Annotated in this window: 10 protein-coding genes; 4 read left to right on the top strand and 6 right to left on the bottom strand. The window is 71.0% G+C overall.

Going from position 1 to position 13,411, the window contains the following annotated elements; all coding sequences use genetic code 11:
- The first annotated feature begins 31 nt into the window (after window positions 1-31).
- Window positions 32-1,186, top strand: coding sequence for a PLP-dependent aspartate aminotransferase family protein (locus L3i22_RS04480; RefSeq protein ID WP_221325737.1), 1,155 nt, complete (start codon window positions 32-34; stop codon window positions 1,184-1,186).
- A 151-nt stretch (window positions 1,187-1,337) separates the two neighbouring features.
- Complete coding sequence (locus tag L3i22_RS04475; RefSeq protein ID WP_221325736.1) at window positions 1,338-1,973, top strand: SnoaL-like polyketide cyclase; 636 nt, start codon at window positions 1,338-1,340, stop codon at window positions 1,971-1,973.
- A 384-nt stretch (window positions 1,974-2,357) separates the two neighbouring features.
- On the opposite strand, the gene L3i22_RS04470 is transcribed toward L3i22_RS04475, so the two are convergent.
- On the bottom strand, window positions 2,358-3,722 hold the full coding sequence (locus tag L3i22_RS04470) for an MFS transporter (protein WP_221325735.1): 1,365 nt from the start codon (window positions 3,720-3,722) through the stop codon (window positions 2,358-2,360).
- Window positions 3,719-4,990 carry a M20 family metallopeptidase gene (locus L3i22_RS04465; RefSeq protein WP_221325734.1) on the bottom strand — a complete coding sequence of 424 codons (1,272 nt, stop codon included), beginning with the start codon at window positions 4,988-4,990 and terminating at the stop codon, window positions 3,719-3,721. The genes L3i22_RS04470 and L3i22_RS04465 overlap by 4 nt, the downstream gene beginning before the upstream one ends.
- Before the next feature lie 56 nt (window positions 4,991-5,046).
- On the opposite strand from L3i22_RS04465, the gene L3i22_RS04460 reads away from it, so the two are divergent.
- Window positions 5,047-6,132 (top strand): Lrp/AsnC family transcriptional regulator, encoded by a 1,086-nt coding sequence (locus L3i22_RS04460; RefSeq protein ID WP_221325733.1) that lies wholly within the window; start codon window positions 5,047-5,049, stop codon window positions 6,130-6,132.
- 6 nt (window positions 6,133-6,138) lie between these two features.
- Here L3i22_RS04460 and L3i22_RS04455 read toward each other — a convergent pair whose 3' ends face one another.
- The 3 genes from L3i22_RS04455 to L3i22_RS04445 form a co-directional block, all read right to left on the bottom strand.
- Complete coding sequence (locus tag L3i22_RS04455; protein WP_221325732.1) at window positions 6,139-8,298, bottom strand: carbohydrate-binding protein; 2,160 nt, start codon at window positions 8,296-8,298, stop codon at window positions 6,139-6,141.
- Entirely contained in the window at window positions 8,298-10,169 is a 1,872-nt protein-coding gene (locus L3i22_RS04450) for a ricin-type beta-trefoil lectin domain protein (RefSeq protein ID WP_221325731.1), read from the bottom strand. Before L3i22_RS04450 ends, L3i22_RS04455 begins: the two co-directional genes overlap by 1 nt.
- A gap of 122 nt (window positions 10,170-10,291) precedes the next feature.
- A complete protein-coding gene (locus L3i22_RS04445; RefSeq protein ID WP_255657942.1) occupies window positions 10,292-11,284 on the bottom strand; it encodes a LacI family DNA-binding transcriptional regulator in 993 nt (330 codons plus the stop codon).
- 238 nt (window positions 11,285-11,522) lie between these two features.
- On the opposite strand from L3i22_RS04445, the gene L3i22_RS04440 reads away from it, so the two are divergent.
- A complete protein-coding gene (locus L3i22_RS04440) occupies window positions 11,523-12,545 on the top strand; it encodes an alpha/beta hydrolase (RefSeq protein ID WP_221325729.1) in 1,023 nt (340 codons plus the stop codon).
- Here the strand turns inward: L3i22_RS04440 and L3i22_RS04435 are convergent.
- On the bottom strand, window positions 12,542-13,366 hold the full coding sequence (locus tag L3i22_RS04435) for a helix-turn-helix domain-containing protein (protein ID WP_221325728.1): 825 nt from the start codon (window positions 13,364-13,366) through the stop codon (window positions 12,542-12,544). The two genes, L3i22_RS04440 and L3i22_RS04435, sit on opposite strands and share 4 nt — an antisense overlap.
- Window positions 13,367-13,411: the final 45 nt, after the last annotated feature.

Below are 13,411 nucleotides of genomic sequence, written 5' to 3'. Positions count from 1 at the left end.
CGTCCGGTCACGGTCCGCGAGCATCAAAGGCATGCATCCCGACACCCGCATGGTCCACATCGAGGCGCCGGCACCGGCGAACAGCACCCCGCTGTCGGTGCCGATCTACCAGACGTCGTCGTTCGCGTTCGACGACCCGGAGCTGATCGCCGACGGGCTGCACCGCCCGGACGGCGCGTACACCTACTCCCGCTTCACCAACCCGACCGTCCGCGCGCTGGAGAACGCGGTCGCCGACCTGGAGGGCGGGGCCGCCGCGATCGCCACGTCGTCCGGCATGGGCGCGATCAGCCTGCTGCTGCACAGCCTGCTCGACGCCGGCGACCACGTGATCGCCCAGCGGGACGTCTACGGCGGCACCCACGCGCAACTGCAGGACCTGGCGAAACGCTTCGGCATCGAGGTCACCCGGATCAGCGGGAGCGACCCGGAGGAGCTGCGCGCCGCGCTGACCCCGCGGACCAAGGTGCTCTACCTGGAGACGATCGCCAACCCGACCGGGCACCTCAGCGACCTGCCCGCGCTGGCCCCGATCGCGCGGGCCGCCGGGGTGGTCACGGTCGTCGACAACACGTTCGCGACGCCGGTCTTCTGCCGGCCGATCGAGCACGGCGCGGACGTCGTGGTGCACTCGGCGACGAAGTTCCTGGGCGGCCACTCGGACGTCACCGGCGGCCTCGCGGTCTTCGCCGACCAGGCCCGCTACCAGGAGGTGTGGACGCACGCGGTCGAGTTCGGGGCGACCGCCGACCCGTTCGCGGCCTGGCTGATCATTCGCGGCCTGCACACCCTGGGGCTGCGGATGGAGCGGCACGCCGCGAACGTCGCCCGGGTCGCCGACCGGCTGGCGGCCCACCCCGCGGTCAGCCGGGTCGCCGTGCCGCGGCTCGCCGGCGCGAAGCACGTCACCGGCTTCCCCGGAGCGTTCTGCTTCGACCTGGCCGGCGGGCACGAGGCGGGGGTGCTGCTGATGAGCCGGCTGCGGGTGATCAAGGCGGCCGCGTCGCTGGGCAGCACACAGTCGCTGATCCTGCATCCGGCCAGCACCACGCACCGGCAATTGACTCCGGAACAACTGCAGGAATCGCACCTAACCCCCGGAACCATCCGAATTGCCATCGGCATCGAACACCCGGACGACCTGGTGGCAGACCTGGAACAGGCGCTCGACTTTGTCGTTCGTTAATACCTGTGACGTTCGGAAAATAGGTCGTAACCAATAGGGCCTTTTGCGATCGGTCCACGATGGATATCGTGATCATCGCTTTTGGACTACGGGGGGTAACCAAAAAGCAACTTTACGGAGGCCCCCTGCCCTCCTTTGGAAGGACCACACCTTGTCCGATACACCGTTGTGGCTGCAGGGCCGGGACGCCGTTATCGAGGCCGCCGATCCGTCCGAGTTCCGCCACGGCACCCCTGACTACCACCTGTCGCACGTCGTGATGCCCGGGCAGCGCACCACGAACCACGCGCCGGGTTCGCTCGAGGCCATCGTCGAGTCGATCGTCCAGGTCTTCGAGATGGAGGTGTCCCACAAGAAGGACCCCGCGACCTGGGTCTCGATGGTGACCGAGCACTTCCGCACCAACATCAACGGCGGCGGCTGGGCCTCCGCGCAGGACATCGCCGACCAGGGCAGCTACAACGTGCTGATCGGCGAGAGCGTGTTCTACAAGCCGGAGTCGTTCGACGGCCAGCACGACGTCTTCCACGGCGCGTTCCCGAACGGCTTCTACTGGGAGGTGCTCGACGTCCTGAGCCCGCCGCCGGTGGTCACGTTCAAGTGGCGGCACTGGGGCGCGTTCGACGGCGAGTACCACGGCCACCAGCCGAACAACAAGACCATCGAGATGTTCGGGATGAGCGTCGCCAAGGTCGACGACGACCTGAAGCTCCTCGAGGTCGAGCACTACTACGACCCGAACGCGTTCCTCGGCAAGCTCACCGGCGGCTGCCCGGTCGCCCACTGAGACCAGCGCCGGCGCCGCGGGATGAGCGGCGCCGGCCGGTGGGTGAGCCGGCGCAGGGTGATCGGAATCGGCCGGCTCAAATCTTCAAGATCTTTTATTGCCTCGGCTGCGGCCAATAACTGATCGTCGCTCCCGCGGGGACCCTTCCGGGCCTCGCAAGGGCGCGGGGCGCCCAGAACGCGAGACCCTCCAGGGCGACGTCCGAGGGTGGTTGCGGTTCAGAAGGACCACGCAAGCCACCTGCCGGGCCGAGGCCCAGCCGCGCCTCGCGCCCCGGCCGGCACTCACGGCTCTTCCCAACCCGAAAAACAACCATGAGCGCCAGCCGGAGAACCGCGAGCGCGGCCGGGCCTGGGACACGGCGCGGGTCGCGGCCCCGGCTGGTCACTCGGTTCGGCGGGCGAAGCGGGCGGCCAGGGCCGCGACCGCGCAGAGGACGGCGCAGATCAGCCAGACCGTCACGTAGGCCGACTCGCGGGGCGTCGAACCGCCCGGCAGCACCACCGCGCCGAGGATCGCCGCGACCACGCCGCCGGCGACGGCGCCGCCCAGGGTCTTGACGTTGTTGTAGAGGGCGGTGGTGATGCCGGTCCGGGACGGGTCGGCGGTCTCCGCGATCACGGTGGGCATAGCACCCAGGGCGACCCCGGCGGCCAGTCCGATCGGCACCTTGATCGCCAGCAGCTGCCAGACCTGGTCGTGGAACGACGCCGTCGCCAGGAACCCGGCCGCGATCACCGCGAACGCCACGACCAGGGTCGTCCGGTATCCCAGTCGCCCGGCGATCAGCGCGGTACCCGCCGACCCGAGCACCGCGAAGGCCGCGGCCGGCAGCGCGACCAGCGAGATCTGCAGCGCGGTGAAGCCGAATCCGTAGCCGGCCTCGGCGCGCGTGGCGGCCAGGAACGTCGAGTCCGGCGACTGGCTTCCGAAGTAGACGATGCCGAAGACGAACGACGCCCCGAAGAACGGCGCGACGTGCCGCCCGGCCAGCGCCCGCAGGTCGACCAGGGGTTCGGCGACCCGCAGCTCCAACACCACCCAGCCGGTGAAGCCGAGCAGGCCGACGATCACCAGGATCGCGTTGAGCAGCGAGATCCCGGCCAGCAGGGCGACCATCGAGACGCTGAGCACGGCGATCCCGGCCAGGTCCAGCCGGCCGGTGGCGAGACGGGCGCTCTCCGGCACGGCCAGGAAACTCACCGGCACACAGAGCATCGCGAGCCCGGCCGGGACGAGCAGCGTCAGCCGGGCGTCCCCGATCACCTGGTGCAGCCCGGCGGTCAGCACCCCACCGAGCAGCGCGCCGAGGGTCAACGCGCCGACCAGCCGGGCGATCGCCCGGCGGGCCAGGGTGACCGGCAGCCGGTCCCGCACCAGCGCGATCTCCAGCGGCAGCAGCGCGGCCAGCGGCCCGAGCAGCAACCGTCCGGCGAGCAGCACCCCGAGGTTCGGGGCGAGCGCGACGAGCAGGCTGCCGGCCGCGACGCAGAGCAGCGCGATCCGCAGCATCCGCCGGTGCCCGTGCAGGTCGCCGAGCCGCCCGAAGGCCGGTACGCAGACCGCGGAGGCCAGCAGCTGCACCGAGATCACCCAGTTCAGGTGGGCGTCCGAGATGCCCATCTCGCTGCCCAGGTCGGGCAGCAGCGGCGCGATGCTGCCCTGGATGAAACCGCTGGTCAGCTCGAAGAGCACGAGCAGCCCGACGACCGCGCCGACCTTCGGTGCCTTCTCGGCGACGGCGGTCACTCGGCCCCGCCCGCAGAAGAAGCGCCCGCACCGGCTGCGGGCGCGGCAAGGGCGGCGGGAACGGCAGCAGGCACGTCGGCGGCGGCGAGGCGGGCCGCGGCGAGGGTGGCGAGCACGGCGGCCGCTTCCAGGACGCTGCGGTCGTCGAAGATCGCCTGCGGGGCATGGTTCATCGGCGCGGTCGACGGGTCGACGCCGGGCGGGACGGCGCCGACCATCAGATACGCCCCCGGCACCTGCTCGAGCACGAACGAGAAGTCCTCGGCCCCGGCCACCGGCTGCGGCGCCTGGAAGACCCGCTGCGGCCCGAGCAGCCCCCGCAGGGTGTCCAGCGCGAACCCGGCCTCCCCGGCGTCGTTCACGGTCACCGGGTAGTTCGCCTGGTAGTCGATCTCCACGCGCACCCCGTGCGCGTCGGCGATGCCCCGCACCACCCGCCGTACCCCCGCCTGGATCTTTTGATGGGTGGCGGGCGAGAAGGTGCGGACGGTCGCCTCGAACGTCCCGGTCGACGGGATCACGTTGAACGCCGAGCCGGCGTGGATCGACCCGACCGTCAGCACCGCCGGGTCGAACGCGTCCGCGGTCCGGGTGACCATGGTCTGCAGGGCGGTGACCATCTCGCAGAGGGCCGGCACCGGGTCGATCGCGAGGTGCGGCGACGAGCCGTGCCCGCCCTTGCCGAAAACGGTCACGGTGACCGAGTCGGAGGCGGCCAGCATGGTGCCGGGCCGGGTCGCGACCACGCCGAGCGGCAGCATCGTCGCGGCGACGTGGATCGCGTAGGCGGCGATCACCCGGGAGCCGGCCGCGTCCAGCACGCCCTCGTCGATCATCACCTTGGCGCCGCGCTGCCCCTCCTCGCCGGGCTGGAACATGAAGACCACGTCCCCGGCCAGCTCCGCGCGCCGGGACGCGAGCAGGTGCGCGGCACCGACCAGCGCGCTGGTGTGCACGTCGTGCCCGCAGGCGTGCATCACGCCGGGGATCGCCGAGGCGAAGTCGACGCCGCTCTCCTCCCGCACCGGCAGGGCGTCCATGTCGCCGCGCAGCAGCACGGCCGGTCCGGGGCGTCCGCCGCGCAGCACCGCGGTCACCGAGGTCAGCGCGGTCCCGGTGGTGATCTCCAGCGGCAGGCCGGCCAGCGCGGCGAGGACCTTGGCCTGGCTCAGCGGCAGGTCCAGCCCGAGCTCGGGCTCGCGGTGCAGCGCGTGCCGCAGGCTGATCAGGCGGTCGGCGAACGGCTGGGCGTCGGGTGCGGTGAACATGGCGGGTATGGTCGGCAAAATGATCGCCCTCGGCCCGGGATTGCAGAGATCCGCCGATGCAGCCCGCTGACGCGCCGGAAACGGTCACCCTCGACGAGCTCGACTACCAGATGATCACCGCGTTGCAGCTGGCGCCGCGGGCCGACTGGCAGCGGATCGGCGCGGCGCTGGGCCTGGACGGCTCGACGGTCGCCCGGCGCTGGAACCGGCTCTACCGATCCGGGCACGCGTGGATCAGCTGCCTGCCGGCGCAACTGGCGATCCCGAGCGTGGTCCTCGCGGTGATCGAGGTCGACTGCGTCGCGGGCCGGCTGCCGGAGGTGGCGGCGGGCCTGGCCGGGGACGTCAACATCGTCACCCTGGAGCACGTCACCGGGGCCCGGGACCTGCTGATCCAGGCGGCGTTCGAGGATCACGCGCAGCTCGCCCGCTATCTCAGCTTCCGGCTCGGGATGCTGCCCGGGGTGGCCGCGTCACGCACCCAGATCGCGGTGACCGTGCACCTCGAGGGCAGCCGCTGGCGGCTCGACCGGCTGACCGATCGGGCCCGGCAGGCGCTCACCGCGGGCCGGCCCGCGCACGAGACCAGCCGGAAGCTGACCGGCGCGGACCTGGACGTGATGCGGGTGCTCAACGACGACCCGCGGCAGCCGGCGGTGCGGATCGCGGAGCGGCTCGGCCTGAGCCCGACCACGGTCCGCCGCCGCCTGGACCGGCTGGACGCGGACCGGTCGATCGTCTACCGGGCCGAGGTCGCCCGCTACGTCTCCGGCTATCCGATCTCGGTGTCGCTGTGGGGCACGCTGCCGCCCGGCGACACCGGGCGGGTGGTCGGCCGGATCAGCGGCATGCGCGAGACCCGCTTCTGCGCGACCCTGTCCGGGCCGGCCAACCTGCTGCTCGTGGTCTGGTTGCGCGCGGTGCAGGAGATCGCGGCGTTCGAGGCGCGACTGGGCGCGCAGGTCCCGGAGTTGACGATCATCGACCGCTCGGTGGCGCTGTGGGTGATGAAGCTCGGCGGCCATCTGCTGGATCCGCTGGGGCGCAACCTGCGCGCCGTACCGCTGGATTTCTGGAGCGACCCGGTCTCCGACGCTGCCGAGGGCGAGCTTTTGGCCCGCCTTCGGCAGGTCGGCGATTGACCGGCCCTACTCGATCAACCGGAGGTAGTCCAGATTGAACCCACCGGTTTCACAGTAGACCGTGACCGCCTGATCACCATCGGCCAGCGAGACCGGCACTTCCACCGATTGGTAGGTGCCCCAACCGCCGGTGTCCGGTACCGAGACGGTGCCGAGCACGTCCCCGGCGGCGTTCCGGATCGAGATCGCGCCGGTGGCGACCGCCCCGCTGCCGTTGGCGACGCGCAGCTCCAGGCGGTGGGCGCCGGCCGGGACGTCGAAGCGGTAGGCGAGCCAGTTGCCCGGCGCGGTCCAGCCGATGTTCTTCCCGCCGCTGGCCGCGGCGTTGCTCTCGACGAAGTTCCCGCCGCCCTCGGTCCAGCCGTGTTGCGCGGTGTAGCCCTCGGCCTCGACGATCGCGCCGACCGGCGCGCCGTGCGGCCGGACGGTCACGTGCACGGTCGTCTCGGCGTGCGCCTTGCCGTCGGTGACCGCGACCGTCAGGTCCTGCGTCCCGGCCACGACCGGGTTCAGGGTGATCACTCCGGTGGTCGCGTCGAGGCCGGCGCCGGCCGGCAGCTCGGTGGCGTAGTAGGACAGCCGGTCGTGATCAGGATCGGTCGCGTGGAGCTGGATCCGGGTGGTGCCGTACTGGTCGGCGGTCACCTCCGGGACGCGATCCAGGCGCGGGGCACGATTGTGCCGCGGGTCCGGCGTGCGGTCGGTCCAGCGATAGGTGGCGTACGCCTGAGCCGGCACCGACGTCACGAACGAGCGCTCCCCGATGATCACCCGGGTGCTGGTCGCCGTGGCGTTGCCGTTGCCGAGCACCGCCACGTAGTCGTCGCCGTCCCGGAACACCACGCTGCTCACGCCGTGATCGGTGGTGCTCGACTCGACGCGGACGTGGTCCGGGGTCAGATACTTCGCGAATTGTCCGAGCGGGTAGAGCTCACTCCGTACCGAATAAGTTTTGGTGTTGGTGTTGACCTTGACGAGTCGATCGGGCCACTTGCTGGTCCGCGCGACCTCGTCCCAGTCGACGTCGTTGTTCCGCTCGCCGGTCCAGTGCAGCGTGCCGCCGTCCTGGTCGGTGGTCTGCGCCCAGAGGACGTAGCTGCTGGCGTCGAGCCGGAAGTAGGAGAGCACGGTGGCCGGCGAGAGATCGCTGGTCTCGGTCATGTGCACCGGCTTGCCGGTCTGCTGGTAGGCGTCGCGCATCACCGTCGGGTCACCCCAGTACGGGTGGAACGCGATCGCGTCGGCGGCCGCCGCGGCCTTCGGGTCGTTCAGGATCCGGTAGTAGTTCTTGGTCGCGGTGCTGTTCGGGTCGCGCCAGTCCCAGAAGTTGAAGTCGTGCACGTAGAGGTCGGTGCGCAGCCCGGCCCTGCGGAACTCCCGCTTGATCGCGACGGCGAGTCTCTGCTGCTGCTCGACGCTGATGTCCATGGCCGGGTAGACGACGTCCATGCCCGGCTCGTTGAGCAGCGTGATCGCGTCGACCTTGATGCCGTGCCGGGCGTACGCCTGCAGGTACTTGACGTAGTACCGGGCGAACACGTCGATGCAGTCGTCGCGCAGCTTGCCGTACTGGTAGTAATCGGTCGTGCTGCCCGGCTTGAGGGCGACCTCACCGAGGAACTTGTTGTTCGTCTTCATCCAGGCCGGGGCGCTCCACGCGGAGGCGAAGAAGGTGGCCCGCGGGTTGTACTTCTGGATCAGCTTGATCGTGTCGACGATGTGCAGGTCGAGGTCGCGCTGGATGGAGAAGCGCTGGAGGTTCCAGTCCTCGCCGGACCCGTCGTCGTAGGACCAGAACGGCAGGTGCTCGATCAGGTCGGGGCTGCCGATGGTCAGGCGGAACCGGTCCAGACCGGCGCCGGTCTTCGGGTCGGCGAGCAGGCGGATCGCCCGCTCCCGCTCGGCCGGGGTGAGTTTCCACAGGTTGGAGACGCTGGTCTCGTCGATCGAGAAGCCGATGCCGGCGTAGTGCTGCTCGGTCCGGCTGGGGTCGATCACGACCGTGGCCACCGCCGATTTGTCGGATTTATCGAGATAAGTCGCAGGAAGTGAGCTCCACTGGGCGGCGCCCGCCGAGTATGTCCCGGTCACCACGGGCGCCTTCGCGTGGGGAAGGTGGGCCGGCACGATCGCCACCGCCGCCACCATCGCCATCTTGAGCAGCATCAGTTCAGCACCCACTTCTGGTTGGCGCCGGTGGTGCAGGTCCAGATCTGCAGCCGGGCCCCGTCCGCCGAGGTGTTGTCCTTTACATCCAGACATTTCCCGGAATAGGTGTTCACCAGGTGCTGGGTGGCGCTGTCATACGTCCACTTCTGCGACGTCCCGGTGTGGCAGTCCCACAGGTGGGTAAGCGTCCCGTCGGCGTTGCTCGGCCCGACGATGTCCAGGCACTTGCCGAGCGAGCTCAGCGTGCCGTCCGAGTTCCGGGTCCACTGCTGCGCGGTCGAGCCGTTGCAGGTGTAGAGCTGCACCGCGGTGCCATTGGTCGTCGAGGCGCCGGCCACGTCGACGCACTTGCCGCCGAGCCCGGTGATCGTGCCCCCGCTCGCCGGCGGCGGGGTGGACGTCGTGCCGGACCAGGTGAACGTCGCCGTGGTGCGGGCCGGCAGCGTGTAGGTGAACGACTGGCCGCCCCAGTTCACCCGGACCGACTGGCTGGACGTGCCGCCGTTGTGCGCGAGCAGCGCCTTCGACCCGTCCGGGTTCTTCCAGGCCACGTTCGGCACCGCGCTTGTCGCGTTGGTGTCGATCCGGACCGCGCCCGGCTTCACGAACTTGGTCAGGTGCCCCATCGTGTAGTACTCGATGGTGTAGTCGACCTGGCCGGCCCGCGAGCCGCCCTCCTGCACGGTGATGAAGCCGGTGCAGGTGCTGCAGCCACCGTTGTTCGGACCCTTGAACTGGTTGACGCCGAGGCTCCACTTGACCACCGAGCTACCCCAGTTCCGGGTGTAGTCGATGATGTTGTTCATGTCCTCGTTCTGCTGATTGCCGATCCAGTCGCCGCCGGAGTGCTCGGTCTCGAACTGCTTCACCGTCGGGTACGTGTTGTGCACGTCGGTGCCGGTCGAGGGCGTGCCCGCGTAGCCGTGCCAGGCGATCCCGCCGAACGCGGAGTCGCTCCGGATCCCGGCGTCGTTGAGGATGCCCGAGCCGAAACTGGCGTAGTCGCCGTAGTTCCAGTCGTGCACCAGCACCTTGGTGTTCAAGTTCGCCGCGTGCAGCGCCGGGTACAGATTGTTCTTGGTCAGCTCGACCAGCCCGGACGGGTTCCAGCTCATCCCGGGGTAGTTCATCGCGGTCGGGTTGCCGGCCTGGCAGCAGTTCGGCTCGTTCTGCACCGACAGGTAGTCGACCGGCACACCGATCGCCTGGTAGCTCTGCACGTACTTGACCAGGTACTGGGCGTACATCGGGTAGTACTGCGCCTTCAACCAGCCCATCTGGTCCATCCGGCCGTTGTCCTTCATCCAGCCCGGCGCGCTCCACGGCACGCCCATCACCCGCAGCGCCGGGTTGAGCTGTTTGGCCTGCTGGGTGAGCAGGCGGACGTTGGTGTCATAGCCGTTGCCGCCGAAGTCGTTCAGGTCGCAACAGGTGTCGTCCAGCGAGACATTGCCGGGCCGGGAAAGATCAGAAGCACCGATCGGATTGCGTACGAAGGAGAGCCCGATGCCGCTCGTCGGGGAGAACAGCTTCGCCATCGTCGCGTCCCGGGTGGCCGCGCTGACCGCGCCACCGCGCAGCAGATAGGCGGTGGTGTCGGTGATCGACGCGCCGCCGCCCTCGAACGTCTGGTAGGTGGTGCCCTCGTTGACGTTGATCGTGGTGCCGGCACTGCCGCCGGCCGGCCCGAACGCGACGTTGGCCTGCTGCTGCAGCCCACGTGTCACATTCCGGCCGCCGCTGTCCGAGGTGGTGGTCAGGTAGACCTGGACGGCCTCACCCGCCGCGATGGCTGAGACCGGAGCGAAAAGCACGCTCCCGGCCAGCACAGACGCGGCGATGACAGCCTTGGCTTTCGGGGATCTCATGACTGGCTCTCCCTCACGGGGGAAGGGGATGGCGTAACAGGAAGGAAACCTTTGCCAAATACGCCAGTCAATGAGTTAGGGGTTCCGGATGCGTCGTTTCGGTTCCGGAACCGTGAAACACGTCAATACGGCGCCTTCGCGGTCGAGTCCCGCACCACGAGCTCCGTGCCGAGCTCGATGTGCAACGCGTCCAGCCGATGCCCGCCCAGCATCCGCAGCAGCAGGTGCACCGCCATCCGGCCCATCTCGCCGAGCGGCTGCCGGACCGTGGTCAGCTGCGGGTCACAGGCCGACCCGAGGTCTATGTCGTCGAAACCGGCCACCGACAGGTCGTGCGGCACCCGCAGGCCCCGCTCGGCGGCGGCCCGCAGCGCGCCGACCGCCATCTTGTCGTTGAAGGCCAGCAGCGCGGTCGGCCGCTCCGGCAGGTCCAGCAGGTCGGCGGCGGCCCGGTGGCCCAGCTCGGTGGTCGGCTCGGCGACGAAGCGGGTCAGCTCCGGGGACGCCAGCACGCCCGCGTCGGCCAGCGGCGCGAGATAGCCGTGGAAGCGGTTGTCGCTGGCCAGCCAGTCGCGCGGGCCGCCGATGATACCGATCCGGCGATGGCCCAGCTCGATCAGGTGCGCGGTCAGCGCGCGGGCCCCGGCGAAGTGCGCGGCGGAGACCGCGGCCACGTCCTTGGGCGGCGAGATCCGCGGGTCCACCAGCACGAACGGGAAGCCGCGGTCGCGCAGCCGGATCAGGTCGGCGCCCGGCTCCGGCGGCAGGATCAGCACCGCGCCGGCCACGTCGCGCCGCTCCGGCAGGGTGGGCAGCACCCGGGTCTGCTGGGCGGCGGTGCCGGCGTTCAGGATCACGTGCAGGCCGTGCGGCTCGAGCGCCTCGGCGACCGCGGAGACGATCAGCCCGAAGTAGTCGGTCAGCACGTACGGGCAGCGGACGAAGACGCCGGCGCCCTGGACCCGGCCGGCCCGGCGGCGCGGGGCCCGCTCGCCCAGCTCGCTCATCGCGCGCAGCACCCGGTCGCGGGTGGCGGGCGCGACGTTCGCCCGGTCGTTGAGGACCCGGGAGACGGTGGCGATGGAGAGGCCGGTGTGGGCCGCGAGGTCGCGCACGGTGACTCTTGCTTCGTCGCCCGGCTTCATCCGCAGCTCTGTTTCACGCAGCTCTTGCTTTGTTTCACGCGAGGAAGCATAGACCCGGATCTTTGCTTACCCTACCGCAGGGTGACGGTCGTAGTACCGCAGGGCTACGACCGAGTTCCCGCCACGGATTGACGTTCACCACCACACCGTCCTCCTAGCTTCGCCACACACCGGAAAACCGGTGCCGGATCGAGGCGGGGAGAACGTCGTGAGTCGCTTGTGGATTGTCCCGTTGCTGGCGCTGTCGGTCGCCGCGGCCTGGCTGTTCGGGCCGACCGAGGCGGTCCCCGGGCAGCTGCCCGGGGTGGCGGCCTGGCGGGCCGACGCGCGGCACCTGCCGGACCCGGCGACGGCCACGCCGGCCCAGGTCGCGGCGTTCTTCGCGACGCTTCCGGCCGGCCCGGCGGCCGCGCTGGCCGGCGAGTACCCGTCGGTCGTCGGCAATCTGGACGGCGCTCCCCTGGCACTGCGCTACGCCGCGAACCGGGACCCGGCCTTCGCCGGCCGGCAGATCCTGGCCCTGGACCGGCGCGGGGACGGGCGGATCGTCGAGGTGCTCGGCGACCTGGCCACCGCCGACCGGGTGGCCGTCCTGATCCCGGGCGTGGACAACACGCTTGCCGATTTCGACACCGGTCTCGGCGGGATCGAGCGGCGCGCGCCGGCGTGGCAGGCCCGGCAGCTGTTCCAGCAGACCGGCGAGAAGGTCGCGGTGGTTGCCTGGCTGGGCTACGACCCACCCGAGGGGGTACGCCGGGCCGCGCTCCGCGAGGATCGGGCGGCCAGTGGCGCGCTCGCCCTGGAGCGCTTCGTGGCCGGACTGGTCGCCGACCGGCCGGACCGGCAGATCACGGTGGTCGGGCACAGCTACGGCTCGATCGTCGCCGGGCGGGCCGCGGCGCACCTTCCGGCGCAGGTCACCGACATCGTGGCGCTCGGCAGCCCGGGGCTGGGCGTGACCGCCCGGGCCGAGCTCGGCGGGAGCGCGCGGATCTGGGCCGGCAGTGCGCCGGACGACTGGACCCGGCGGCTGCCGTCGGTCCGGGTGTTCGGTCTCGGTCACGGGCGGCTGCCGGTGGACCCGGCGTTCGGGGCGCTGCCACTGCCGGCCGCGGATGTCAGCGGCCACGACGGCTACTTCCTCAGCGGCACGTCGACGTTGCGGGCGATCGCCCGGATCGCCGCGGACCGGACCACCTCCCCGGAGCAGCCGGCCGCCAGCTCCTTCTAGCCGGCGACCAGGCGCAGCGGGGCGATCCCGCGCAGCGCGTCGGCGGTGGCGTCGTCGGCCGGGAGCTGGATCAGCAGCCGCATCCCCTCGTCCCCCGGCAGCTGCAGGATCTCGTAGGTCAGCCGCAGCGCTCCGGCCGCCGGATGCTCCAGGCGCACCAGCCCGTGCGCCCGGGGCAGGCCCGGCACCCGGGCCACCCGCTCGGTGAAGTCCGCCCCGGCCAGCACGGTCAGCTCGGCGGCGAAATCCGGCCGGGGCGGCCCGTCCTTCAGCGCGGCGACCTGCTCGTCGGCGACGTGCGCCCAGTCCGGGTAGGCCTGCCGCGCGCGGGGGTCGGTGAACACGTACCGGTTCAGGTTCGGCTCGGCGCCGTCCAGCAGCCCGATCGGGCCGGCCAGCCGGCGGAAGCCCGCGGTGTGCGCCAGCACGTCGCCGACCTGGTTGAGCAGCACCGCCGCGGCCGGCTCCAACTGGTCGAGCACGGCGCGCAGGCCGGGCCGGACCTCCCGGACCGGATCACGCAGGTTCGCCCCACAACTGAACCCGCTCGCCACCTTGGTCAACCGGTAGAGGTGCGAGCGCTCGCTCACGGTCAGCCGCAGCGGACCGGCCAGCGCCGCGATGACCTGCGGCGACGGGTGCCTGTCCCGGCCCTGCTCGAGCCGGATCAGATATTCCACGCTGACCCCGGCGAGCATCGCCACCTCGGCGCGGCGCAGGCCGGGGGCGCGGCGCCGGTTCCCCGGCGGCAGCCCGACCTCGGCCGGGGTCACCTCGTCCCGGCGAGCGCGCAGGAAGTTGCCCAGCTCGTTCTCGCTCACCGATCGACGGTAACCCGCACCCGGGCCGGTTGGGTGGCCCTGCCG

This window comes from Actinoplanes sp. L3-i22 (assembly GCF_019704555.1).
Lineage (GTDB): Bacteria > Actinomycetota > Actinomycetes > Mycobacteriales > Micromonosporaceae > Actinoplanes.
This window is presented reverse-complemented; position numbering and strand designations above follow the sequence as displayed.

Coding starts and splice junctions, on each gene's coding strand:
- L3i22_RS04480 (WP_221325737.1), top strand. CDS start 32: ATGCATCCCGACACCCGCATGGTCCACATCGAGGCGCCGGCACCGGCG.
- L3i22_RS04465 (WP_221325734.1), bottom strand. CDS start 4,990: ATGTTCACCGCACCCGACGCCCAGCCGTTCGCCGACCGCCTGATCAGC.
- L3i22_RS04460 (WP_221325733.1), top strand. CDS start 5,047: ATGCAGCCCGCTGACGCGCCGGAAACGGTCACCCTCGACGAGCTCGAC.
- L3i22_RS04455 (WP_221325732.1), bottom strand. CDS start 8,298: ATGCTGCTCAAGATGGCGATGGTGGCGGCGGTGGCGATCGTGCCGGCC.
- L3i22_RS04450 (WP_221325731.1), bottom strand. CDS start 10,169: ATGAGATCCCCGAAAGCCAAGGCTGTCATCGCCGCGTCTGTGCTGGCC.